This window comes from uncultured Lamprocystis sp. (genome assembly GCF_903933125.1).
Lineage (GTDB): Bacteria > Pseudomonadota > Gammaproteobacteria > Chromatiales > Chromatiaceae > Thiodictyon.
In genome coordinates this window covers 57,448-79,935 of sequence record NZ_CAIZIZ010000477.1, presented here as the reverse complement: position 1 = coordinate 79,935, position 22,488 = coordinate 57,448, and the positions used below count along the sequence as shown (strand labels likewise).

23 protein-coding genes and 3 pseudogenes are annotated in these 22,488 nt (G+C 64.5%); 12 read left to right on the top strand and 14 right to left on the bottom strand.

What is annotated here, in order from left to right; all coding sequences use genetic code 11:
* On the top strand, positions 1–276 hold a 276-nt coding region (locus QZY03_RS26455; RefSeq protein ID WP_295586336.1), incomplete at its 5' end, for a hypothetical protein.
* Here the strand turns inward: QZY03_RS26455 and QZY03_RS26450 are convergent.
* From QZY03_RS26450 to QZY03_RS26440, 4 genes and pseudogenes are all read right to left on the bottom strand, one after another.
* Positions 235–573: pseudogene (locus QZY03_RS26450) on the bottom strand (gfo/Idh/MocA family oxidoreductase); the annotation flags it as partial. The gene QZY03_RS26455 and the pseudogene QZY03_RS26450 sit on opposite strands and share 42 nt — an antisense overlap.
* Positions 574–757: 184 nt before the next feature.
* Entirely contained in the window at positions 758–958 is a 201-nt protein-coding gene (locus QZY03_RS32280; protein ID WP_363170102.1) for a PIN domain-containing protein, read from the bottom strand.
* The gene (locus tag QZY03_RS26445) at positions 948–1,208 is read right to left on the bottom strand and encodes a prevent-host-death protein (protein ID WP_295586333.1); all 261 of its coding nucleotides are present in this window, start codon (positions 1,206–1,208) and stop codon (positions 948–950) included. Before QZY03_RS26445 ends, QZY03_RS32280 begins: the two co-directional genes overlap by 11 nt.
* A 103-nt stretch (positions 1,209–1,311) precedes the next feature.
* Positions 1,312–1,572: an antitoxin family protein gene (locus QZY03_RS26440; protein WP_295586330.1), complete on the bottom strand. Its 261-nt coding sequence runs from the start codon at positions 1,570–1,572 to the stop codon at positions 1,312–1,314.
* 160 nt (positions 1,573–1,732) lie between these two features.
* Between QZY03_RS26440 and QZY03_RS26435 the strand changes: the two are divergent.
* The 5 genes and pseudogenes from QZY03_RS26435 to QZY03_RS32275 all read left to right on the top strand — a co-directional run.
* Positions 1,733–1,903 (top strand): annotated as a pseudogene (locus QZY03_RS26435) (hypothetical protein); the annotation flags it as partial.
* Positions 1,904–2,089: 186 nt separating this feature from the next.
* Positions 2,090–2,347 carry a UPF0175 family protein gene (locus QZY03_RS26430; RefSeq protein WP_295586328.1) on the top strand — a complete coding sequence of 86 codons (258 nt, stop codon included), beginning with the start codon at positions 2,090–2,092 and terminating at the stop codon, positions 2,345–2,347.
* 514 nt (positions 2,348–2,861) lie between these two features.
* A complete protein-coding gene (locus QZY03_RS26425; protein ID WP_295586326.1) occupies positions 2,862–3,116 on the top strand; it encodes a hypothetical protein in 255 nt (84 codons plus the stop codon).
* Positions 3,100–3,375: a putative toxin-antitoxin system toxin component, PIN family gene (locus QZY03_RS26420; RefSeq protein ID WP_295586323.1), complete on the top strand. Its 276-nt coding sequence runs from the start codon at positions 3,100–3,102 to the stop codon at positions 3,373–3,375. Before QZY03_RS26425 ends, QZY03_RS26420 begins: the two co-directional genes overlap by 17 nt.
* Before the next feature lie 107 nt (positions 3,376–3,482).
* Positions 3,483–3,539 (top strand): annotated as a pseudogene (locus tag QZY03_RS32275) (hypothetical protein); the annotation flags it as partial.
* Between the two features lie 207 nt (positions 3,540–3,746).
* Here the strand turns inward: QZY03_RS32275 and sugE are convergent.
* The 4 genes from sugE to QZY03_RS26395 all read right to left on the bottom strand — a co-directional run bounded on the left by sugE (position 3,747) and on the right by QZY03_RS26395 (position 7,712).
* Positions 3,747–4,067, bottom strand: a complete 321-nt coding sequence (gene sugE, locus QZY03_RS26410; protein ID WP_295586317.1) for a quaternary ammonium compound efflux SMR transporter SugE — start codon at positions 4,065–4,067, stop codon at positions 3,747–3,749.
* Between the two features lie 148 nt (positions 4,068–4,215).
* A complete protein-coding gene (locus QZY03_RS26405) occupies positions 4,216–4,770 on the bottom strand; it encodes a hypothetical protein (RefSeq protein WP_295586314.1) in 555 nt (184 codons plus the stop codon).
* Between the two features lie 381 nt (positions 4,771–5,151).
* Positions 5,152–6,858: a PAS domain-containing hybrid sensor histidine kinase/response regulator gene (locus tag QZY03_RS26400; protein ID WP_295586311.1), complete on the bottom strand. Its 1,707-nt coding sequence runs from the start codon at positions 6,856–6,858 to the stop codon at positions 5,152–5,154.
* A 116-nt stretch (positions 6,859–6,974) separates the two neighbouring features.
* A complete protein-coding gene (locus tag QZY03_RS26395; protein WP_295586309.1) occupies positions 6,975–7,712 on the bottom strand; it encodes a response regulator in 738 nt (245 codons plus the stop codon).
* Between the two features lie 292 nt (positions 7,713–8,004).
* Between QZY03_RS26395 and QZY03_RS26390 the strand changes: the two genes are divergently transcribed.
* The 4 genes from QZY03_RS26390 to QZY03_RS26375 are packed head-to-tail and all read left to right on the top strand — an operon-like array spanning position 8,005 to position 14,626.
* Positions 8,005–9,453: a DUF3375 domain-containing protein gene (locus QZY03_RS26390; protein ID WP_295586306.1), complete on the top strand. Its 1,449-nt coding sequence runs from the start codon at positions 8,005–8,007 to the stop codon at positions 9,451–9,453.
* 4 nt (positions 9,454–9,457) lie between these two features.
* Positions 9,458–10,096 (top strand): DUF4194 domain-containing protein, encoded by a 639-nt coding sequence (locus QZY03_RS26385; protein ID WP_295586303.1) that lies wholly within the window; start codon positions 9,458–9,460, stop codon positions 10,094–10,096.
* Positions 10,089–13,451: an ATP-binding protein gene (locus tag QZY03_RS26380; RefSeq protein WP_295586301.1), complete on the top strand. Its 3,363-nt coding sequence runs from the start codon at positions 10,089–10,091 to the stop codon at positions 13,449–13,451. The genes QZY03_RS26385 and QZY03_RS26380 overlap by 8 nt, the downstream gene beginning before the upstream one ends.
* Positions 13,448–14,626 (top strand): DUF3322 domain-containing protein, encoded by a 1,179-nt coding sequence (locus QZY03_RS26375; protein WP_295586298.1) that lies wholly within the window; start codon positions 13,448–13,450, stop codon positions 14,624–14,626. The genes QZY03_RS26380 and QZY03_RS26375 overlap by 4 nt, the downstream gene beginning before the upstream one ends.
* Positions 14,627–14,795: 169 nt before the next feature.
* Here QZY03_RS26375 and gvpA read toward each other — a convergent pair whose 3' ends face one another.
* The 6 genes from gvpA to QZY03_RS26345 form a co-directional block, all read right to left on the bottom strand.
* Positions 14,796–15,014: a gas vesicle structural protein GvpA gene (gvpA, locus tag QZY03_RS26370; RefSeq protein WP_026199334.1), complete on the bottom strand. Its 219-nt coding sequence runs from the start codon at positions 15,012–15,014 to the stop codon at positions 14,796–14,798.
* A 527-nt stretch (positions 15,015–15,541) separates the two neighbouring features.
* Positions 15,542–15,919, bottom strand: a complete 378-nt coding sequence (locus QZY03_RS26365; protein ID WP_295586293.1) for a helix-turn-helix transcriptional regulator — start codon at positions 15,917–15,919, stop codon at positions 15,542–15,544.
* A gap of 271 nt (positions 15,920–16,190) precedes the next feature.
* Positions 16,191–16,676 (bottom strand): DUF805 domain-containing protein, encoded by a 486-nt coding sequence (locus QZY03_RS26360; protein ID WP_295586290.1) that lies wholly within the window; start codon positions 16,674–16,676, stop codon positions 16,191–16,193.
* 48 nt (positions 16,677–16,724) lie between these two features.
* The gene (locus tag QZY03_RS26355; RefSeq protein ID WP_295586287.1) at positions 16,725–17,930 is read right to left on the bottom strand and encodes a vWA domain-containing protein; all 1,206 of its coding nucleotides are present in this window, start codon (positions 17,928–17,930) and stop codon (positions 16,725–16,727) included.
* 36 nt (positions 17,931–17,966) lie between these two features.
* Positions 17,967–18,530, bottom strand: coding sequence for a hypothetical protein (locus QZY03_RS26350; RefSeq protein ID WP_295586285.1), 564 nt, complete (start codon positions 18,528–18,530; stop codon positions 17,967–17,969).
* On the bottom strand, positions 18,527–19,087 hold the full coding sequence (locus tag QZY03_RS26345; RefSeq protein ID WP_295586282.1) for a PspA/IM30 family protein: 561 nt from the start codon (positions 19,085–19,087) through the stop codon (positions 18,527–18,529). Before QZY03_RS26345 ends, QZY03_RS26350 begins: the two co-directional genes overlap by 4 nt.
* A 526-nt stretch (positions 19,088–19,613) precedes the next feature.
* Between QZY03_RS26345 and QZY03_RS26340 the strand changes: the two genes are divergently transcribed.
* On the top strand, positions 19,614–20,330 hold the full coding sequence (locus tag QZY03_RS26340; protein ID WP_295586280.1) for a response regulator transcription factor: 717 nt from the start codon (positions 19,614–19,616) through the stop codon (positions 20,328–20,330).
* 13 nt (positions 20,331–20,343) lie between these two features.
* Complete coding sequence (locus tag QZY03_RS26335; RefSeq protein ID WP_295586277.1) at positions 20,344–22,434, top strand: cell wall metabolism sensor histidine kinase WalK; 2,091 nt, start codon at positions 20,344–20,346, stop codon at positions 22,432–22,434.
* The last annotated feature ends 54 nt before the right edge of the window (positions 22,435–22,488 follow it).

Genomic DNA, 22,488 nt, shown 5'->3' with positions numbered 1-22,488 from the left:
GCCTGCCGATCCAAGGCTGAAGCCTTGGACTCCAGCCGGCCGGTGCCTCGGCTGGCCGGAACGATGATCAAGGCCGCCACGACCCTGTCAACGCAAATTTCAGATGTCCGCTTTCACGCAAAGTACACGCTCGACAACGAGCGCGTGCTGGTCACTTCGCTACGCGGACAGCCGTTCGCCGGACCCCGCACCAGCGACGCTCGGCTGCGCGACTCCATCGTCGGCTCGCAAGTGCTAGCCCCCGATCCGGGCGCGAACCTCCAGCGCGACCTCTAGCGCTTTCAGCCCGATGGCGCCGTCTACCAATGGCGGACGGCCGGTGCGGACCGACTGCACGAAGGCGGCCAGTTCCCGGTCCAGCGGCTTGACCGCTTCAATCTGGAGACGCTCACGCACGATTTCGGGGCGGGCGGCCCCCGGCCGTTCTTTGAGACCGGCGCTGTCGATGGTTTGCGCGATGAAGTCCAGTGACAGGTAGGCTCCCGGCTGGAAGACCCGGATGCGACGGGTCTGTTTGTCCGAGACACGGCTCGCGACGACATTCGCCACGGTCCCGTTGACGAATTCGAGACGCAAGGAGTGGGGTCAGGTCTTGCAATCACGCATTTCCGCCTCCGGGCGCGACTGCGTCATTGCAAGACCTGACCGGTACGGCCGTTTCGGGAATGTCACCTTCGATGGGCGTCAGATCGACCCAGTTCTCGGCAATCCGTCTTACCGGACCCAGTGCCGTTCTACTGAACCTTCAGCAAATTGGTCAAGGTGCCCTCAAATAAATCTCGACCGTTGCTGTCGTCCAAGTCGGAACGCCGGTCCCGAAGAAATCCTGGTCTTCGGTCCAGACTGGGCAGTCCAGTAGAAGAGCAGCCGCCAGCGCCGGCCGGTCTCTCTCATCTCGCTGGGCAATGCGGGCGCAAGCCTCGGCTTCGACCAGTATGACGAGGCGTTTAGACTGCATCCCGCGACCTGCGCCAATCCTTTATATCCGCGACCAGTTCGTCCTCGGTGATACCGAGCCGGATCAGTTCTTCCTGCATCCGACGACCGGCGTCGAGCATGGCATCGCGCTCCGACTGGTTCGCACGCTTAGGCACCGGAATGTAGAAGCCAATGGTCTGGCCGTGCCGGGTCACCTCGATCGGTACCGACGATTCGAGATAATCGGCCAGTTTTTCCCGCAGTTCACGCATACCGACACGCAGGCTCATGACAACCTCAGTTGTTGAATATTTGCGTACGCAATATAGACCGCCGGCACGCCGGATGCCAGCGCCGAGTCTCCATGGTGATCATGCGGCCTGCCTGCTCCGCTCAGGAGCGTTTCGGGGCGCCGTAAAGGTAGTGGTCGTGCTGGGAAGCGCCGTCGGTCGGCAGCGCGTTGAGCGCGTCCTCGGGGATCTCACGCATCAGTTGCGCGGCATACTCCCAGATGGGCGTTTCCGCTGATGCGTCGGACGGCTCCTCGTCGGGCGTTTCCACCAGCAGGGAAACTTCCTGGTGTTCGGCGATCTCGACCGGTTCAAGAGGGCGAAAGACGCCGCCTTCGTAGATCGCTTTCAGGTGTCGGGTCATGGCGAGCCTCGGAACGCACGGTGCGGTGGGGGCGATTATAAGTCCGATGCGGGTTTCCGGTGGTCGCTGGTCGTCTCATCGGCTCGATGGGTGCGGACAATCCGCCGTCGGTGCTGTCGCAGTGGTCCAAGCACCTGTAGACCTGGTTCAAGCAGCGCTTTGGCGCGGCGTGGCCGGCGAGCGCTTCGGTGTGCGCAACTCCGGGGTCGCCGCGGTGGTGGAAGGGGTTGGCAACCATGCCTGCAAGTATATGACCGGCGGCATCGCCGTGGTCCTTTGCGCCACCGGGCGCAACTTTGCGGTTGGCATGTCGGGCGGCATCGCCTGGATGAGTGGTTGATGGGGCGGTCGGATTGGCCAAGATAGCGCGTTCGGGGTGACGGGCGGAAGCGGCGGTCGGGCTGCTTCGCACCCGCCGGACGTAGTTGAGTATAATGTCCGTGGAATCCCTTCGTCTTTGCACGACGGCTTGTCGCGCCCCGTGACCTCCGAGTAACGTTTTTATCAAGGTGCATCAATGATCCAAATCGTCCTCGATTTTGATGCCGGTACCATGTCCGTGCTGCATCAGGGACCGGGCCAATTGGCGGCGGAGGTCAAGACCGCCGCCGTGGTGCAGTGGTACGCTGAGGGGCGTATCTCGCAAAGCAAGGGAGCCGACATCCTCGCTATTAGTCGGTCCCGATTCTTGGATGAGCTTTACCGCCGCCGGGTGTCCGCGGTGCAGACCGATATTGCGGAGTTACGCGAGGAATTGGTGTGCTTGACCGGATAGTCGTCAGCGTATGGGTTGGATAGCCGCCGCGCGGCCGGTTGTTGAGCGGTTAATCCGCGATGGCTTGTATCTCAGCCCCTCGTTGATGGCCGACGCATTGCAGGAGGTCGGGGAATAGTGCCGTGGGTTGATGTAGCGCTGTCATGCGGTCTCCGAGCCTGGGGGCATGGGCAAGCGAGGAGTGGGATCAGGTCTTTCAATCATGCGTTTCCTCCTACCGGCGCGGCTGCGTGAGTGCAAGCCCTGCCCCCTGCCCGTAGAAAGTGTCTTGCGGTTGGCATGGCGGCATCGCCTGGATGAGGGGTTGATGGGGTGGTCGGATTTGCCAAGGTAGCGCGTTCGGGGTGACGGGCGGAAGCGGCGGTCGGGCCGCTTCGCACCCACCGGATGTAGTTGAGTATACTGTCCCCAAAACTACCCTGTCCCCAAAACTACCATCCCAAAATTTCCAAGAAAGCAACGTTACAATCGAGCAATCGCCATCAAAGGCCCCAGCGGCGAACGCGTCAAAATCATGAATGCATTACAGATCGAGGACCGTGGGTTGCTCATTCCGCCGGAGTATCTTAGCGGCCTATCCCATCAGGTGCGCGTCCGCCCGATCAAGGGCGGTATCATCATCGAGTGCGAGGACCAGGCCGAGGCCAGAGACGCGCTGCAAGCTATGGTCGAGCGGCTGCGCTTGGCCGCCGCCGACGACGCGTTCGATCCGGCCGAGATTGCGCTGCTGGTCGATGCTGTTCGGGACGAGCGTGCGAGCCATCGTTGACACCAATATCCTGATCTCCGGTCTACTTTCGAAGGCCGGCGTCCCAGGCAAGATCGTCGATGCCATTGTCGCCGGCCGCATCACGGCCGTGTTCAGCTCCGAGACCCTTGCAGAGTTGCGCGACGTGCTCACTCGCCCGAGGCTGCAACCCTATCTCACCCGCGCCAAGGTCGATCCGGTCGCTAAGGATTTCACGGCTGGGCGCTATGGTGAGGTTCCGGTCGTCACTGCGGCGGATCTGGCGCGCTCGTTGGGCTGACGGGATTTTATCTTCGCCACCGGTCATGCGAGCATCCGTTGCGCCCCTGCTATGACATCTACCGTGGCCGGCGAGCGCTTCGGTGTGCGTAACTCGGGGTCGCCGCGGTGGTGGAAGGGGTTGGCGACCATGCCTGCGAGTACCTGACCGGCGGCATCGCCGTGGCCCTGGGCACCACCGGGCGCAACTTCGCGGTTGGCATGTCGGTCGGCATCGCCTGGATGAATGGTTGGCGGGGCGGTCGGATTTGCCAAGGTAGCGCGTTCGGGGTGACGGGCGGAATCGGCGGTCGAGCCGCTTCGCACCCGCCGGATGGAGTTGAGTATACTGTCCCCGGAATCCCCCCCCGGAATCCCCCAGACCACGGCCGACTACCCCGGCGTTGCCAGCTTGAGCCCGATGATCCCCGCCACGATGAGACCAAGGCTTGCCAGGCGACCTGCGTTGGCCGACTCACCGAACAGCATGATGCCCAGGATGGCTGTTCCCACAGCCCCGACTCCCACCCACACCGCGTAGGAGGTGCCCACTGGGAGCGACTTCATGGCGATGGCGAGCAAGACGACGCTGCCGGTCATTGCCGCGAAAGTGAAGACGCTTGGCCAGAGCCGTGTCAATCCTTCCGTGTACTTGAGCCCGATGGCCCAGCCAACCTCAAGTACCCCGGCCACAAGCAACAGAATCCACGCCATGCGTTCAGTCCTCTGAGTGTGTGAAGCAGTATTCTCCCACTCTACACGAGCCGCCGCGCTTTGTTCTGCGCGATCAGCGATTCAGGAATCCGCTTCATGCCCTTGTATGCTGCACGACGCGGTCAACGGCCGAATCGAGGTGTAATGATCAGCCGGCGCAGTTTGCCTCATCAATCTGTATCAACGAGAGCGCGGGCGTGCCTGCCGTGCTTGACTTGATCAGATCCGCATCAATGAAATAGGCGTTGTTCACGAAATCGAAATCGAGCAGCACGCACACCTCTTGATTCCGGTACGAAGGCGACGGCGGGAGTGCATTGCTGTCGATCGTGGCGATCGTGGTAGCAAGCCCGGTGGCGAAGCTGGCGGATCTTAGCCTCAACACTACCTGTGAGCCGGCACCATTGTCGCGAAGCCGAGCCTTGAAACGGTAGGGGGTATTGAAGCCGCTGTTGAGTTCCTCGAGCGCTACGACGTTGTAGCGAAGATTCAGCGTCGACGGCGCCGGTGCGGTGGACACCACACGGGCCTCGGCATTGACGAAATCGAACAGTGATAGATCCTGCTCGTCGACGACCCCTGTCGATCCCACCGAGGTCCACGGCTGTTGGGCCTGTGCGATGCCGGAACCGGCCAGCATCAGCGGCAAGACCGCCAGCGCGGTCCAACGACGGGGGAAGTGAGCTTGCTTGAAGGCGATCATGGCGGTGTTCTCCTCGATTGATACCTGGATCCGAATAGCAACCGGAATGGCCGCTATCATCGGCTGACGCTGCTTCGCGTGTTTGGTCACAATGCCGCGAGGCCGCGTCTGAGGAGAAGGTTACTCAGGATACGTATCGAACGGATTTCCGAACGGTCCGGATTTGTATGCGGATTGTTTCGCGGAGGTAAAGCAGAGAGCCGCTGCGCCGCATCCGATCGGCTGGGATCAATTCAAGAGCAACATGAACAGGTCGGCTGGGCAAAGCGCAGCGTGCTCAAACGCTCCCTGTCCTGTCGGCGCGGGTCGGGCACGCTGCGCTTTGCCTTACCTACGGCTGATGACGTTCACGCATCGGTACACTTGCTTCTGAACCGTCACCTATCGGGTCTGTCGGGCCGGCAACAGTTCCTCGACCAGCGCACGAAAGGCGGGGACGTCGAGAGGTTTTCGCGCCTGGGCACGGATACCCGCGCCGCGGATGCGTTCCTGTGTCAGGTGCTCGCTGTGACCCGTGTAAAGGATTACGGGGGCGTCGGGGCGGTGCTTAAGCAACTGCGCCGCGGCCTCCAATCCCGTCATGCGCGGCATGGTCTGATCGAGCACCACGAGATCGAAGCCGGTCGGATCGGCGGCGAACCGTTCGCAGGCCTCCACCCCGTTCTCGGCCGAGACCACCGCCAAACCCCAACTGCCGAGCAGGTCTTGCATGAACTCCCGGACTGAGGCTTCGTCCTCGGCCAGCAGTACCCGGCCGTGCAGACCGGCGGGTGCGGCAGTGGCGTCATGACTGTCCGGTCCGGAGTCCGGTCCGTCGGCGTCGGGCGTGTCGGGGAACCAGGCGGGAAACCAGACACGCACGGTCGCACCCAGGCCGGGAGCCGTGTCGACCAGGATATGTCCACCGTACTCATGCACGATGCCGTGCACCACGGCCAGACCCATGCCGCTGCCTTTGCCCACCTCTTTGGTGGAAAAAAAGGGCTCGAAGATGCGGTCGAGGACCTCGGGGGCAATGCCGGGGCCGGTGTCGCCGACCGCCAACTCGACAAAGGCGCCCTTGACCGGCTGGTGGCAGGAAGCGCACACGCAGGCTCCTCCATGCACGGGTTGCAGCGCGAGGGTGAGCGTGCCTTTGCCCTCCATGGCATCGCGGGCGTTGATACAGAGGTTCATCAACACCTGCTCGACATGCAGGGGATCGAGTTGCACGCAGGGGATCTTGCGCGCGAATTCACTGCGGATCTCGACGCTGGAGGGGAGGATCGAGGTCAGCAGTCGCATGGCCTCGGCGAGATGGGGCCCGAGTTGGAGCGCGCGGGGTTCACCGCGCTGACCGCGGCTGAAGGTGAGCATCTGCGCAATCAGGTCCCTCGCGCGCTGACCGGAGCGTTCCGCCCGATCCAGGTACTTGGCAAGCCGGGCGTCGCCGTAGTGTTCCGTGCGCTCACGGGCCATCGTCAGGTAACCCATGATACTGGTGAGCATGTTGTTGAAGTCGTGCGCGATGCCGCCGGTGAGCTGGCCGATGGCCTCCATCTTCTGCGCCTGACGCAACTGGCTCTCAAGCCGGATCCGGTCCTCCACCGAGCGCCGGCGTTCGGTGATGTCGCGGAGATAGCCGATGAAGATTCGACCTTCGGGGCCTTCCGCGACCTCGATGGCCAACTCGACGGGAAACTCGCTGCCGTCCGACCGCATGGCGGTCATCTCGACCCGGCGCCCCAGATAGTGCCGCTCTCCCGTCTCCAGGTAACGGTGCATACCGGCGGCGTGGGCCTCACGCAGCCGCTCGGGGATGATGAGATCGGCGAGCGTTCGGCCCAACGCCTCCCGTTTCCGATAGCCGAAGGTCGCTTCGGCCGCCGGGTTGAACTCGACGACGCGGCCCTGCTCGTCGATGCCGATGATGCAGTCGAGTGCGGCCTCGATGGTGGCGCGCAGGCGGTCCTCGCTCTTGCGCAGTGCCTCTTCGCGCACCTCGCCGCCGGGAATGCGGGGGGAGACGGCCGGGATGCCGTTGTCCGAGGCGTCGGGTTCAGGGGTTTCGGGGCTCGATGCGGGTGAGTGTAAATGACCGGCTTGCATGATGTCCTCAGCTGAATTGCTTCGAGTCTATCAGGCGGGCCGGGCGCGGGACGCCGCTGAAACCGAGCGGCAACCAATGAAACAAAACAACAACAAACCGGTGGCGCCGAAGCGCCTCAACCGCGGTTGGATACGAACATATAGCCAACACCGCGCACCGTGCGAATGCTCTGGGGCTTCTCCGGATCGCGCTCGATCTTGCGGCGTAGGCGCGCAATATGGATGTCGATGCTGCGGTCGAACGGCCCCCAATCGCGATTCCTGGTCAGGTTCAGGATCTGGTCCCGACTGAAGGGCCGGTTCGGCCGCTGGGTCAACACCTTCAGCAGCTCGAACTCCATCCGGGTCAGCGGGATCTCGCCGCCCTGCAGATCGAACAATTGATGGCTGTCGAGATCCAGCACCCCGGTACCGACGGGAACCCTGCGGGTCTGCGCCGGGGGCGCTTCGATCGTCCCGGATGGAACACCGGTCTGGACTGGACGCTGATAGCGGCGCAGCACGCTTTTCAACCGCGCCTTGAGCTCACGCAGATCGAACGGCTTGGCGACGTAGTCGTCGGCCCCGACCTCCAATCCGACAATGCGGTCGACGGTCTCACCGGCGCCGGAGATGATGATGATGCCGAGGTCGAAGCGCTCGCGGATGGCGCGGGCGAGACTCAACCCGTCTTCGCCCGGCAGTCCGACGTCGAGCAGGACCACGCTTGGCGCCGCCTGGTCGAGCAACGCCCGGGCAGTGGCCGCGTCGCCTGCCGAAAGCACCTCGTAGCCCTGCTCCGACAGGTAGTCATTGAGCAGCTCCCGGACATCGGGATCGTCATCCACTACCAGTACCCGCACACACTCGGTCATCGGATCGCCCCTGTTCGTCGAGGATGAAAGCGCTGCCCGCGACGGTCGGCAGCTGTGGTATCGCATTGCCGACCTGCCGTCCAAGTATCGACCAGTCGCCAAGCGTCGTTCAATTCGGTCTTCGCTGGGGTATTGGGTGGTCGGGCCGAACGCCGGCCGTGCCAACCGGTTCTCGGGCGGTCCCGCGCGCCTGAGGGTGCGGCCTGCGGGCCGCCTGTTCTTTGCCTTTACCTGACGCGCGGAAAAGACTTAGAGTAGCTTCGAGACGGGCGACCCTGGACCGACAACCACCATGGATTTTGACACCCTCGAAGCCCTGCGCACCCACCACCCCGGCTGGCGGCTGCTGCGGTCCGACCATGCCGCGCTGGTGGCGAGCTTTCTTCAGCGCGTGTTCATTGAGCCGAATGTGCGGGTGATGGGGGCGGCCGATCTGGCCGAGGCCCTGGAGGACGCGTTGTACGAACTGCGCACGCGCCTGGGCGCGGACGCCTTCCCGAAGTCCGCACTCAACTACTTGAATGACTGGGCCAGTCCGGAGAAGGGCTGGCTGCGCAAGTTTTACGCCCGGGAGTCGGACGAACCGCAATTCGACCTGACACCCGCGACCGAGAAGGTTATCGCCTGGCTGGGGACACTGACCGAACGCAGTTTCGTCGGCACCGAGTCACGCCTGTTGACGCTGTTTGCTTTGCTCAAGCAGATGTCCGAGGGTAGTGAGTCAGACCCGGCCAAGCGTATCGCCGAGTTGCAGAAACGGCGCGACGAGATCGATGCCGAGATCGGCCGGGTCGCGGCGGGCGACGTGCCGCTCCTGGACGACACCGCGCTCAAGGATCGCTTCCAGCAGTTCACCCAACTGGCCCGCGACCTGCTGACCGACTTTCGTGAGGTGGAGCACAATTTTCGCCTGCTGGATCGGCGGGTGCGCGAGCGCATCGCGCTCTGGGAGGGTGCCAAGGGGGCGTTGCTGGAGGAGATCATGGGTGAGCGCGATGCGATCGCCGATTCCGACCAGGGACGCAGCTTCCGGGCCTTCTGGGATTTCCTGATGTCCAGCCGCCGACAAGAGGAGTTGACCGAACTGCTGGCGCGGGTCGTCGAGTTGCCCCCGGTGGCGGCATTGCATCCGGATGCGCGCACCCGACGGGTGCATTACGATTGGCTGGAGGCCGGCGAGCATACGCAGCGCACGGTGGCGCAACTCTCGCAGCAACTGCGGCGCTTTCTGGACGATCAGGCGTGGCTTGAGAATCGTCGTATCATGGACATCCTGCATGGGATCGAGGCCAAGGCCCTGGCCCTGCGCGACACACCGCCACCGGGTGCGGTGATGGAGATCCCGGAGTCCGCCGCCGCGGTGGATCTGCCCATGGAGCGTCCGCTGTTCACCCCGGCGCGCAAGCCGCTGATCGCGGATGTCGCGTTGGAGGCGGGCGACTCCGATTGCGATGCCGCCGGGCTTTACGCTCAAATCATGGTGGACCGCGCGGCGCTCGCCCACCATATTCGCCACGCCTTGCAGGATCGCGCGCAAGTCACGCTGCGCGAATTGACGCAGACGCGGCCCTTGCAGCAGGGTCTGGCCGAACTGGTGGCCTACCTGCAATTGGGCAGCGACTCGTTTAAGATCGTCGTCGATGAGGACACCCCGGAAGTGATCGCCTGGCCGGCGCTGACGACCGGCGGTGACGCGATGGAACGCTGCGCCCGGCTGCCGCGCGTCATCTTTGTGAGGTGAGGATATGGACGAACCAACACCGCTAGCCGCCGGCGCGGAGTTGTCGGCGCTGGCGATCACGCTGCTCAAGGGGGTGATTTACCGCGAAGGGGACGAGCGCCTGTGGGGCGCGCTGCTCGGCCTGCAGGCTCGGGTGCGCGACACTGTCGCGGTCCTGGGCCTCGAGCTGGTGCTCGACGAGGCCGAGGGCTATGCCTTCCTCAAGAGCCGCCCCGAACCGGACGCGGAGGAGGCCGCCCCGCGGCTGCCCCGCCTGGTCGCGCGCCGGCCCCTGTCGTTTCCGGTCAGTCTTTTGCTGGCCTTATTGCGCAAGAAGCTCGCGGAGTCGGATGCCGGCGGCGGTGACACCAGGCTCGTCCTCACCCGCGAGGACATCGTCGAACTGGTGCGGGTCTTTCTGCCGGACAGCAGCAATGAGGCGAGGCTCATCGACCAGATCGATACGCACCTGAACAAGGTCATCGAGTTGGGATTCGTGCGCCGTCTGAAGGCCGCCGGCGGCCCGTCCGGCTTTGAGGTGCGGCGCATTCTCAAAGCCTTTGTCGATGCCCAATGGCTGGCGGACTTCGATACGCGGTTGGCCGCCTATCAGGCCCAACTCGCGGGAGCGACGGGCGCCATCGACGGTACGGAAAATGAATGAGCCGCTGACCCTGGATTTTGATTTCGTCGCGGACGATACCCTGGCGGGCTTTCGCCTCCAGCGGCTCGAGGTCTTCAACTGGGGTACCTTCGACGAGCGCTGCTGGACGCTGCACCTGAACGGCAGGAATTGCCTTCTGACCGGTGATATCGGCTCCGGCAAGTCGACTCTGGTGGACGCGATCACCACCCTGCTGGTGCCGGTGCAGCGCATCGCCTACAACAAGGCCGCCGGGGCCGACAGCAAGGAGCGGACCCTGCGCTCCTATGTGCTCGGGCATTACAAGTCGGAGCGCAATGAGGTGACCGGGACGGCCAAACCGGTCTCGTTGCGCGACCACAACAGCTATTCGGTCATTCTGGCTGTCTTTCACAATGCGGGCTATGACCAGACGGTCACGCTGGCGCAGGTCTTCTGGATGAAGGATGTACAGGGTCAGCCGGCGCGCTTCTTCGTCGGCGCCGAGCGCGACCTGTCGATTACCAAGGATTTCAGTCGATTCGGGACCGACATCGCGCAACTGCGCAAGCAACTGCGCCGGCTGGGCGCCGAGCTCGAGGACAGCTTTCCCAAATACGGCGCCTGGTTCAGACGCCGCTTCGGCATCGATAACGAACAGGCACTGGAACTCTTCCTCCAGACCGTCTCGATGAAGTCGGTGGGCAACCTCACCGACTTTGTGCGCAGTCACATGCTGGAGCCCTTCGACGTGGGCCCCCGCATCGGTGCCCTCATTACCCACTTCGACGACCTCAACCGGGCGCATGAGGCTGTACTCAAGGCCAAGCATCAGGTGGAGCTGCTCACCCCGCTGGTCGCCGATTGCGACCGCCACCGCATCCAGGCGGTCGAACTCGAAGACCTGCGCGCCTGTCGCGAAGCCCTGCGACCCTATTTCGCCGAATTGAAACTCACGCTCTTGGACCGGCGGCTGTACCTGCTGGCCGAGGATCAGGCACGCCTGACGGCGCAGAAGGCACGACGCGCCGAACAACGCGACCAGGAACGCACCGAGTTGGATCGGCTCAAGCGCGCGGTCGCGGACAGCGGCGGTGACCGTTTGGAGCAGTTGGCCATTCAGATTCGCGATCAGGAGCGCGAGCGTGACCGTCGCCGGCAGCGGGCCGAGCGTCATGCCGACCTGCTCGCGACCATCGGTGAGTTACCTGCTGCCGATGAGACCGCCTTCGCGGCACAGCGGCAGCATTGGATGCAAAGGCGCGAGGATCTGAGTCAGCAGGAGAGCGACCTGCAGAACCAGATCACCGAATGGGGTGTGTCCATGCGCGAGGGCAAGCGCGAACATCAGATGCTCACCGAGGAGATCGCCAGCCTCAAGGCCCGGCAGAGCAACATCCCGTCGTCGCAGGTGGCGATGCGCACGGCCATCTGCGCGGCACTGGCGCTCGATGCAGCGGCGATGCCCTTCGCCGGTGAGTTGCTCCAGGTGCGCGAGGAGGCCCATGACTGGGAGGGCGCCATCGAACGCGTCCTGCACAACTTCGGCCTGTCGCTGCTGGTGCCGGATGCGCACTATGCGCAGGTCGCCGCCTGGGTGGACCGCACGCATCTGGCCGGGCGCCTGGTGTATTTCCGCGTGCGCTCCGGCAGGGCGGCCGAGGGGCCGTCATTGCATCCGGATTCACTGGTGCGCCGGCTCGCCATTCGGCCCGATTCGGTCTTCTACGATTGGCTTGAGCCGGAACTCGCGCGCCGTTTCGACTATGCCTGTTGCGCCACACCGGAACAGTTTCGCCGCGAGACCCGCGCCCTGACGCGCAGCGGCCAGGTCAAGGCGCCGGGGGAACGCCACGAGAAGGATGATCGCCACCGGCTCGATGACCGCGGCCGCTATGTGCTGGGTTGGAGCAATGCGGCCAAGATCGCCGCACTGGAGGTGCAGCGGCGGGCGCTCGAGACCCGGCTGGGCGGGATCGGGTCGTCCATCGCCAAGGCGCAGGCTGAGCAGTCGCAGTTGCGTCGGAGCATCGAGACCCTGGCGGCGCTGCATGAGTTCGACTCCTTTCGTGACCTGGACTGGCCGAGCTGTGCGGCCACCATCGCGCGTCTGCAGGACGAGCGGGCGCGGCTGGAGGCGGCCAGCGACCGACTGCGCGAACTCGCGGCCCAGCTTGCCGCGGCCCAATCGGCCTTGAGTGCGAGCGAGCTGGCCTTGTCGGCCCTGGACAAGGACCTGGGCGGCGTCGAGACCAGGCAAGAGACCGCCGCGGCGTTGCGCCTGCAGACCGCCGCCCTGGTCAGCGGGATCGACGAGGCGCTGCGCTCCCGGCTGGACGCCCTGCGTGCGCAGGTCTTGGGCGAGCATCAACTCACGATTGAGTCCTGCGACAACCGCGAGCGTGAGCTGCGTGACAGTCTTCAGCAGCGGATGGACACCGAGGCCCGCGGGATCGCCCGGCTCGCCGAGCGGATCATCAAGGCGATGTCGGCCTTCAAGGACGCCTACCGGCTCGAGACCGCCGAGTTCGATGCGAGCCTCGAGGCCGCATTCGAGTATCGCAAGCTCCTGGATCAGTTGGGTCGGGACGATCTGCCGCGTTTCGAGCTGCGCTTCAAGGAACTCCTGAACGTCAACACGATCAACGAGATCGCCAACTTCAACGCGCAACTCGCCCGCGAGCGCGAGACCATCCGCGAGCGCCTGGCCCGCATCAACGAATCACTTACCCAGATCGACTACAACCCGGGGCGCTACATCGTGCTGGAATCCCAGATCAGCCCCGATACCGAGATCCGGGACTTTCAGGGCGATCTGCGCGCCTGCACCGAGGGGGCGCTGACCGGTTCTGAGGACGCGCAGTACTCGGAGGCCAAGTTCATGCAGGTCAAGGCCATCATCGACCGCTTCCGGGGCCGCGATGGGACCTCGGATCAGGACCGGCGCTGGACCGCCAAGGTGACCGATGTGCGCAACTGGTTTCTGTTCGCCGCCAGCGAGCGCTGGCGCGAGGACGGGGCTGAGTATGAGCACTATTCGGACTCCGGCGGCAAGTCCGGCGGCCAGAAGGAAAAGCTCGCGTATACCATCCTCGCGGCCAGTCTCGCCTATCAATTCGGACTGGAATGGGGGGCGGTGCGTTCGCGCTCATTCCGTTTCGTGGTCATCGACGAAGCCTTCGGTCGGGGTTCGGACGAGTCGACCCAGTACGGGCTCCAACTCTTCAAGCAGCTCAATCTGCAACTGCTGATCGTCACCCCGCTGCAGAAGATCCACATCATCGAGCCCTATGTCGCAAGCGTTGGCTTTGTCCACAACGAGGGCGGCCGTTCCTCCAAGCTGCGTAACCTGTCCATCGAGGAATACCGGGCGCGCAAGGCCGAACTCAGGGTATGAACTGGACGACGGCCAGCGATCTGAAGGCGCAACTGCGCCGGCTGTGGGAGCGTGGCGAACTGCTGCGTCCACTGGTCACGGGCGAGCCGCGCTTCCCGCTGCGTCTGACACTGAAGGGACCCGGCTCAACCGAGCTGGCCGAGCAATTCGAGTCCGTCCGTGCCTGGATTGCCGAACTGGTCGCCGTCGCGCAGTGGCGGGTCCTGTGGCGTGAGGTCAATCATCGGGTGCTGGGGTCACAGCGCCTCCCCCAGTCGATCTGGGTCGACACACGCGATGACGCACTCGGGCTGATCGGCAAGCGACGGGAGGCCGAACGCTTCGCCGAGCTGTTGGTGCTCACCCGTGCACGCCAGCCCGCCTTGCTCGAATGGGTCGGCAAGCGGCCCTTGCAGGCCATCGAGTTGGCACCGCAGTGGCCGCGTCTGCTCGCCGTGGTGGACTGGCTGGCCGCACACCCCCGTCCCGGCATCTACCTGCGGCAAGTGGACATCCCGGGTGTCCATAGCAAGTTTATCGAGGCGCACCGCGGGATCCTCGCCGAGTTGTTCGACCTGGCGTTGCCGGCGGGGGCCATCGCCGCCGATCGCAGCGGCGTCGGTCAGTTCGCCGCGCGTTATGGTTTTCTCGACAAGCCGAGCCGGATCCGCTTTCGCGTGCTCGATGCGCGGCTCTCCCTGCTGCCAGGCCCGGACTTACCGGATGTGACGCTCGACGCGGCGAGTTTCGTCCGACTGGAGGTGCCGGTGCGGCGCCTGTTCATCACCGAAAACGAGACCAATTTTCTGGCCTTCCCGCCCGCCGCGGACGCCCTGGTGGTCTTCGGTGCCGGCTACGGATGGGACGTACTGGCGAAAGCCGAGTGGCCGACGCGCTGCGCCATCCACTACTGGGGTGACATCGACACCCATGGTTTCGCGATCCTCGATCAGTTGCGCGGTCGTTTCCCTCGGGTGGTGTCCTTCCTGATGGATCGCCCGACACTGATGGCGCACGAAGCCCTGTGGGGCGAGGAGGCTGACCAGGTCATGCACAACCTGCCCCGGCTCACCGCTGCGGAAGCGGTCTTATTCAATGAACTGCGGGACAACCGCATTCGCCAAAACCTGCGGTTGGAACAGGAGCGCGTGGGATTCGATTGGTTGACGGCGGCCTTGATGCGTTGCTTGGAGTGATCAGAAACCTGCTGCTTCTGGTCATCCTGTGCGGGTCGCAATGACACCCGCTGCGGGGATGTCGAGGGTCGGTCTTGGCGGTGGGGGTCTTAAACTGTCGGGGGATGCCGCTTGGCGTCGATGCGCTTGCGGCATCGACGCGGACATCCCCAGCGGGTGCGTAGCGCGATCAGGCCGGGGCGGCAGCCGGGGCGGTGAGGCCGATGGCCTCGGCATACTTCAGGTAGGTTTCGACCGACGCGATGACGATACGGGCTTCGATGGCGAGCAACTCGATCCCGACCAGCGAGACCTTGATCCACGCGTCGATGACGATGCCCTTGTCCAGGATGCGGTCGACGACTTCGGCCAGGCTGGAGGAGTCAGTGGAGTTAGCGACTTTTGCCATGTCTGTATGCTCTGTAATTCGGAAAGACTGCACAAGATGTGCGGCTGTGGCGAGAGTGTATGTCCGGTATGAAAACGCGTTTCCCGTGATGGCCTGGGGGCCATGGGTTCTGACGGTGCGGCGTCTTGCCGGCTTGCTCGCTTAGTCCTAAGACAGCATACAACGTGCCATAATTTAGCAAGCCTGTCGGAAAATAAATAGAGATTGACGATCAGTATGTTGAAGATTATTTTCGATGCCGATTGACTGCGCGCGGCGCGGGACGCTCCAGGCGGCTATGGAATGGATTCCCTACCTCGGGCGCCGGTTACCTAGTCGCGGTGACCACTCGGCGCTCCTGGTACATCCAATGGGCATATAGCCTTCGAACCTGATATCCGAACAGATACTCGTGTAGGGGCGGGTTTAGGTGATTTCCGACAATTTGGATACCGGTCAGTGTAGGTGCGACTGAAGTCGCACCTACATGTCGCTCCTACCTGTTGGTAGAATCTTTCCCGGAAATCACCTTAAAACCCGCCCCTACATCAGGCCGCGGAACCCGCTGACACAGATCCGTCACCCGTCGCCGACAACATGCTGACCATGCCGATCAGCAACGCGCGGCCGCGGGCATCGGTCGCGCGGTAGCGCGTGATGAGATCCATCTCGTCGGCGCCGAGGTCCATCGGGTTCTCGACGCATAACAGCCACGCGGGCGTCACAGTCCCCAAGGCGGCGGCCAATTCCCGCGCCTCTTCGACGCCCATCCGTCGGATGCCCTGCTCGTAGTTGCTGATTCGCGACTTGGAGAGCCGCCACTCGGTACGCTCGGACAGGTCACCGAGGGATAGTTTGGCGGAACGTCGCGCGTCGCGGAGACGCTCGCCGATCTCTTTGCTGAGAGGAATCGAGGAGTTGCTCATCTACTGACACTCCCGCTCCGATTGTGAAAGGTCATCAGAACAGAACCGACTCTCGGTCACTTCATTTGACCCGCCGCAGCATCAGGAATATCCGGTCCGTTGCCGAATATTAATTATAGGCAATGCTCTGCTGCTTGCGCTGACAGCGTAGCCAGACCTTTCAAGTATGCATCATGGCTGGGGTTTTCATAGTGGTGACTCCTCTTTTTTTGGTTGACCGAAAAAAAAGACTTCTCTACCGAGAAGAACAGTCGGAAACCACATATCGGTGTCAACAGGGCTGGGAAGGGCCCGTGGCGTGGGGCCGGGGGTGGAACAGCCCGCTGGGAATCAGCAGCAGGCCGAGGGAAAGGAGGCCGCTGATCACTGCATGAATCGGGTAGCTCTCGCGCAGGGGCACGTCGCTCGCGTGCATGGCGGAACCCAGTCCGGCGGCGGCCAGAGCGATCACCAGCAGTGTCCACCAACCCGGCAGGCCCATGTCGCGGATCCGCTTGGCGAGCAGATTCGCCTTCGCAAAGCCGAAGACAAGGAACAGCGGCCCCAGCAGGGCCAGTGCCGTCACGTCGATCTGTTCCAGCAGATCGCCCGGAGCGGCCGATAGGTCCATGCGGATCAGCTGTTCGGCCAGGCCAACACCGAAGGCAATCCCGAGTCCATACAGGACGAACAGGACGGAGAGCAAGAGCAGAAACCCCAGGAAGGGCAGGCGGCCGAGGCGGCCGGTTCGCAGGCCGCCGAAATAGGCTCGAAACATCCGGTTCGCTCCCGGTGGTTGAGGGTGGGGGGTAATCGTTGGCTATTTTCAATATTTTGGCCCGCCAGCGCCATAACTCAGGCCAGCATCAGCCCCCTGTTTGCGCACCGCGTTCCAGACCTGGTGATCCAGGGAGTCCTCGGCGCCGCCGGCGGCTTGCACCTCTTGCTTGAGGTAGGCGGCGCGTTTGGCCGAGATGTCCTGGATCTGGGTGCGCAAGGCGTCTCGCCGCTGCGCCGTCTCTTTGACCAGCCGCGCCCGGGCATCGCTGTTCAACTCGGCGAGTGGCTGGGGCAGTTGTTCCGGTTGCAGTGTGTCCAGGTCCACGCGGCCGCTGGTCACGGCCTCCACCAGTTCCTGGTCGCCAAGCAGGCTGGAGGCGCCGCTCTCAGATGCGACAAACTCGGCACGCCGGGCCAGCACGGCAGGCGCGGAGGCCGCCTGAACGGCCTTGGCCGCGTCGACTTTCTCGTTGCGTTTGGAGCGTTCGGCGGCGCTGCCGTAATAGAGTCGCGTGCCGTCCAACTCGGCCGACAGCTTGGCCAGCGGAGCATCATAGGGTGTGGCGATGGCGACGGCACTGCCGGCCTGATCGACCTGAAAGTAACCGCCGTTGCCAAGTTGAGCGATGCGCTGCCATTCGCCGCGGGTGTCCGATTGTTGGCCGCACTGGATCGTGTTGACGCGGATGCCGCGGCGGCCGGCTTCCGCCAGGGTTTGGGTATAGGGGACATCGTTGGGGTAATCCTGATGGGGCGGGGCGTCGCCGACCAGGAAGACCACCCGATAGACGGCCGGGTCCCGGCTCCAACCGATCCGCGTGACGGCCTCATGCAGCGCCTGATTGACGCTTTCGGGACCGTCCCCGCCACCCTGCGCCTGGAACTGGAACAACGCGGCCTGGATCTGGTCCAGATCGGGTGACAGGTCAATGACCCGAGTCACATAGTCGTCGCCGCGATCACGGTAGGCGACCAGGCCCATGCGCACCTGCGGCGCCGGTTGCGCGGAGGCGAGGGTGGAGGCGATGGACCAGACCTTATCCTTAGCCGCCTGGATCAGCCCGCCCATGCTGCCGGTGGTGTCCAGCACGAAGACGGCCTCAACCACTGGGCGCTGCTCAGGTTTAGGGAGGACGATGGCGGGGTGTTGACCGTCGACCTGGGCTTGTGGTGTCTGCGTCAAGGCGGGATACGCCGTGACGGCGGCGGCCGTGAGGCCAAAGAGTGCGAGACTGATGAGCTTGGTGTTCATGATTGGCTCCGTTGACATTGATTCATATGGTGGGCATTACCGCGCGATCCGCCGTAAGGCCCACTCGGCCGACCGTCGCGCCAGGTCGAAAGGGTCCGGTGCGTTGGCCGGACCAACGCCGCTGCCGGCTGGATGCCCTGGTCGGGTCGGGATGGCGCCGAACAGGGCCTGGACCAGCAGCAGACTCCAGACCGTCAAGAACAGGCTGCCGCTGTGACTGCCGGCCCAGAGGGCGACGACGGCACCGGTCAGGATCAGGCCCAGGTCGAGCAGTGCGGCGGTCGGGGTCCCCTGAAAGCACCAGACGCGGACCAGCCATACCAGCCCGAGTTGCATCAGGACCTGTGGCCAGATACCAGGGGCCAGCGCCAGCGCGGCGGCGGTGACCGGCACCCAGGCGAGCAGGATGACCACCCGGCCGGCGCGCTCGCCACTGCGGGCGAGCAGGTAGAGCAGGTAGCCCAGACCCAGGGCGGTGATGGTCAGGGCCAGGGCTTCGCGGGTCGGGACGAACAGACCCAGGCCGCTGGAGAATACCGCGGCGGCGAAGGCGGCGATGAGTGCAACCAGTGCGCCTTCGAGGAAGGTCGGGCGGTTCATGGGGTCACCTCCCGGCGGCGCAGCCGCAGCAGTTCCAGTTCGACCTCCGCGTCCGAGATGCCGGTGTCCGCGTCCGACTGCACCGGGTCCAGCTCCCAGTTCGGTGATCGCTCGTCCCCGGTCGGGCCGGTGTCCGCCAGCCAGCGATCGGCGCGGGCGCGCAGGTCGTCCAAGCGACTGGCGTGGGCCGCGAGCCGTTGTGCCAGTCGATCCCGCTCGGCGGTGCGTTCGACGCGCTGTCTCTGGATGGCGGTGCGGCGACGGCCTGACTCCAGTCGGCGGCGGATCAGCGGGCGAGCCAGGGCTTCACGGCCCTCGGCCAGGCCCTCGGCCAGGGCGTCCATGGTGCGGGTCTCTTCCTCGGCGAGCGCCTGGTCGCGCCGCGCGAGCCGTTCGAGTTCCCGGTCCATTCCGGCCAGGGTGCGCCGCTCTTGGTCGAGCGCCTGTTCCATCTCCCGCACGGATTGGGCGAGCACCAACTCGGGTGCCTCCAGCCGGTCGAGGATGGCGTTGAGATCGGCGCGTACCAGACGCGCCAGCCGGGTCATGAGTGCCATGTCGTCACCTCCAGGGGATCTGCATTCGGTCTGATTGCAGTCTAGAGCGGGGCGGGCGGCTCGGTCAGGCATGACGGTGTAAAACCGAAGGCAAGGGTTTTACAAGCAGTTTACGGAAAGAAGACGACTGGCGGCCGATGCTTAAACGGTGGTTTGCGGACCTTGATCATCGTCTCGGTCGCGGGGTGGGTGCGTTCCGGTCGTTGTCGTTGTCGTTGTCGTAATCGGAGTAGCGATGCTATGTGGGCATGAGCAGTCCGCTGTCGATCGGGATTCGACTCGCGACTTCGCTTGCGCCTACAAGGCCGCCAACCGTTTGAAAGGCTGCGTTTGCCACGCCTGGGCCCCACGCATCGTTGCGCTGCTTGCAACGCTCGGACAGCGAAACGACGCGCTGCGATAGAATCCTCGCGGGTATCGTAAACTCGATTACGACAACGACAACGACAACGACAACGAAAACGATTGGGTATAACGTGTTCTTGCATCGTTACATCACTCATCACGCATCGCTCATGATCTGCCCATGTCGAAACGCCAGCGCCTGTTGATCATTGAGGACGAAGAGCCGATCCGGGTCGGTCTGACCGACTTGTTCGTCTTTCACGGGTTCGCGGTCGAGTCCGCCGCGGATGGACCCACCGGGCTCACTCTGGCGCTCTCGGGGACCTTCGACCTGATCTTGCTGGATCTGATGTTGCCCGGACTGGACGGCTTCGCCATTTGCGACCGGGTACGGGCGGTGGATCGCGCTCAGCCCATTATCATACTGACGGCCCGCGGGGCGGACGAGGACATCATTCGCGGGCTCAAGCTCGGCGCGGATGACTATGTCGCCAAGCCGTTCTCGATCACTGAATTGGTGCTGCGGGTGCAGGCGGTGCTGCGGCGCAGTCAGGGTGCGTTAGCCGGGGCGCCAAGTCTGCGGTTGGGTGACCTGACGCTGGATACGGCCAATCTGGTCGGGTGCCGTGGTGCGGTGCAGATTCCTTTTACCCGTCGGGAGGTGGCAATCATCCAGTATCTGGCCGCCCATGGCGAGCGCCCGGTGTCACGCGATGAATTGTTGACCAAGGTTTGGGGCTACTCGCGTGGCTGCGGAATCGAGACCCGCACGGTGGACATTCATATCGCCAAGCTGCGCCGCAAGCTTGAGACGGACCCGGCGGATCCCCGGGTCCTCCTTACGGTGCGGGGGGTCGGGTACCGGCTGCTGGTTGGATCGGATGGGGAGGCGTCATGATGGTGCTGCGCGGATGAGGGGTCAGGGCTTCGACCGGCAGCGCCTGCGCTTGCGCCTCTGGCTCGGGCTCTTTTTCCTCGCCCTGGCCCTGCCCAGCGCCGTGCTGGTCTACAAAGCCTATGATCAGCTCAAATGGGAGTCCTTCAGGCAACAGCAGGTCGCCGCCGCTGAACTGGCGGCGCGGGTGGACCAGCGTTTAGGCGAGATCGCCCGGGCCGAGGATGCGCGGCCGGTCACGGACTATGGGTTTATGACCGGTGACCCGGAGCGCCCGGGTGTGCAGCGCTCACCGCTCGCGCAACTCCCGATCCAAGCCGATATTCCCGGTCTGATTGGCTGGTTTCAGGTGGGCGAGCAGGGCGACTTCAGCACGCCGCTGGTGCCGGAGGGTGCGAGCGCGCCGACGCGCTATGGAATCGACCCCGCGGAACTCGCGCGGCGCCAGGCGGCGGCGGCGCGGATCGAAGGGGTGCTGATCGGCAATCGCCTGGTCGAACGAGGGCGTGTTCCGGTTCAGGTGCAGAACCCGGAGCAGGCGGCGCTGTCCCCCGCGCCGGCGAAGGTCGCCGCAGCGCGTGAGCGGCTCTCCCAACAGGCCTTCGATGCGTTGGGCGAGTCCCGATATGCGAACCGCAGGTCCGCCACGGACAAGGCCAAGATCGAGGCCGATGACGGGGTGGCGCCGTCGGCCCCCGCCGTTCAAGGCCTCGGGCCGGTGGAAGCGCTTGCGCTGGACGCTGCCCTGGCGAAACGGGCCGCCCCGGCCCGCACGGCGGGCGAGCCGGCGCCGCGTGCGGATGCGGCGTCGCGCGAACGCTCGTCGGCCGCGGCTGCCGTCAACGCACCACGGCGGGAGGGAGTGCAAGATGCGCCAGCCGCTGCGGACCTGGCCGCCCAACGCAGCGACGTGGGTGCGGCGTCAACCGTCAGGCTCTTCGCCAGCACCGTGGAACCGCTGACGCTGGGGCTGCTCGGCAGCGGGCACTTCGTGCTCTTTCGCGCCGTGCATCAGGGCGGTGCGCGGATCATCCAGGGGTTGCTCATCGAGCAGGGGCCGTTCCTGGCCGGCCTCATGGGTGAGCCTTTCCAGGCGACCGGACTGGCGTTGACCACCGATCTGATCGTTGCCTTTCGCGATGAGGTCCTCGCCGCCTTTCGCGCCCGGCAGGAGCGGGGGTCTATCTCCAGCGTTCGCGAGCTGTCCGGTGCGCTGCTTTATCGGACCCGGCCGCGCGAACCCTTCGGCGGATTGGAGTTGATCTTCAGTGTCGGCCGCCTGCCGGTGCCGCCGGGTGCGGCGGTGATCGGCTGGGTGGCCGGTTTGCTGACCCTGGTGCTGGTGGCCGGAACCTGGTTCATGGATCGGCTGGGCCAGCAGCAGATCGGCTTGGTTCGTCAGCAGCAGGCGTTCGTCTCCGCCGTGAGCCACGAACTCAAGACCCCGTTGACGTCGATCCGGCTCTATGCGGAGTTGCTGCGGACCGGCTTCGCGGACGCGGACCGTCGGCAGGTCTATTACCGCTACATCCAGGAAGAGAGTGAGCGGCTGTCCCGACTGATCGCCAATGTGCTCACCCTGTCGCGAATCGACCGGGATGCGCTCAGCGTGTCGCCTGCGGCTGTGCCGCTCACGACGCTGATGGATCTGGTGCTGGAGCGGGTGACCGCCCAGGTGGAGCGCGCGGGGTTCGCGTTGGTGCTGGAGTGTGAGGCGCCGGGGTTGGTCCAGGCGGACCCGGATGCCTTTGTGCAAATCCTGATTAACCTGGTGGATAACGCGCTCAAGTTCGCCGCGCAGGCCGAACCGAAGATCGTTGAGATCCGGTGCGTGTGCCCGCGCGCGGGTTGGGTGCGGGTGGCTGTCCGCGATTTCGGACCCGGCGTGCCGCGGGCCGCGCTGCGGCAGGTGTTTCAACTCTTTTATCGCGGGGAGGACGCCGCGCGGCGTGCGATTCCGGGTACCGGTATCGGGTTGGCTTTGGTCGAGCGCCTGTTGCAGGCCATGGGCGGGCGGGTGGAGGTAGTCAATCGGGAGCCGGGGGCCGAGTTCCGGGTCGAACTGCCGGCGGCGCCGGATGCTGAACACCCGGGTCAACCGGGCTGACGGACTGATCCCGTAAATCGCGGTCAGCAATCAGCTTGAGAATCCGGGGCGGGG

Coding starts and splice junctions, on each gene's coding strand:
- QZY03_RS26350 (WP_295586285.1), bottom strand. CDS start 18,530: ATGAACCGCCCGACCTTCCTCGAAGGCGCACTGGTTGCACTCATCGCC.
- QZY03_RS26340 (WP_295586280.1), top strand. CDS start 19,614: ATGTCGAAACGCCAGCGCCTGTTGATCATTGAGGACGAAGAGCCGATC.
- gvpA (WP_026199334.1), bottom strand. CDS start 15,014: ATGGCAAAAGTCGCTAACTCCACTGACTCCTCCAGCCTGGCCGAAGTC.
- QZY03_RS26425 (WP_295586326.1), top strand. CDS start 2,862: ATGAATGCATTACAGATCGAGGACCGTGGGTTGCTCATTCCGCCGGAG.
- QZY03_RS26355 (WP_295586287.1), bottom strand. CDS start 17,930: ATGAACACCAAGCTCATCAGTCTCGCACTCTTTGGCCTCACGGCCGCC.
- QZY03_RS26395 (WP_295586309.1), bottom strand. CDS start 7,712: ATGACCGAGTGTGTGCGGGTACTGGTAGTGGATGACGATCCCGATGTC.
- QZY03_RS26335 (WP_295586277.1), top strand. CDS start 20,344: ATGAGGGGTCAGGGCTTCGACCGGCAGCGCCTGCGCTTGCGCCTCTGG.
- QZY03_RS26445 (WP_295586333.1), bottom strand. CDS start 1,208: ATGAGCCTGCGTGTCGGTATGCGTGAACTGCGGGAAAAACTGGCCGAT.
- QZY03_RS32280 (WP_363170102.1), bottom strand. CDS start 958: ATGCAGTCTAAACGCCTCGTCATACTGGTCGAAGCCGAGGCTTGCGCC.
- QZY03_RS26440 (WP_295586330.1), bottom strand. CDS start 1,572: ATGACCCGACACCTGAAAGCGATCTACGAAGGCGGCGTCTTTCGCCCT.
- QZY03_RS26345 (WP_295586282.1), bottom strand. CDS start 19,087: ATGGCACTCATGACCCGGCTGGCGCGTCTGGTACGCGCCGATCTCAAC.
- QZY03_RS26360 (WP_295586290.1), bottom strand. CDS start 16,676: ATGTTTCGAGCCTATTTCGGCGGCCTGCGAACCGGCCGCCTCGGCCGC.
- QZY03_RS26400 (WP_295586311.1), bottom strand. CDS start 6,858: ATGCAAGCCGGTCATTTACACTCACCCGCATCGAGCCCCGAAACCCCT.
- QZY03_RS26380 (WP_295586301.1), top strand. CDS start 10,089: ATGAATGAGCCGCTGACCCTGGATTTTGATTTCGTCGCGGACGATACC.
- sugE (WP_295586317.1), bottom strand. CDS start 4,067: ATGGCGTGGATTCTGTTGCTTGTGGCCGGGGTACTTGAGGTTGGCTGG.
- QZY03_RS26365 (WP_295586293.1), bottom strand. CDS start 15,919: ATGAGCAACTCCTCGATTCCTCTCAGCAAAGAGATCGGCGAGCGTCTC.
- QZY03_RS26390 (WP_295586306.1), top strand. CDS start 8,005: ATGGATTTTGACACCCTCGAAGCCCTGCGCACCCACCACCCCGGCTGG.
- QZY03_RS26430 (WP_295586328.1), top strand. CDS start 2,090: ATGATCCAAATCGTCCTCGATTTTGATGCCGGTACCATGTCCGTGCTG.
- QZY03_RS26385 (WP_295586303.1), top strand. CDS start 9,458: ATGGACGAACCAACACCGCTAGCCGCCGGCGCGGAGTTGTCGGCGCTG.
- QZY03_RS26405 (WP_295586314.1), bottom strand. CDS start 4,770: ATGATCGCCTTCAAGCAAGCTCACTTCCCCCGTCGTTGGACCGCGCTG.
- QZY03_RS26375 (WP_295586298.1), top strand. CDS start 13,448: ATGAACTGGACGACGGCCAGCGATCTGAAGGCGCAACTGCGCCGGCTG.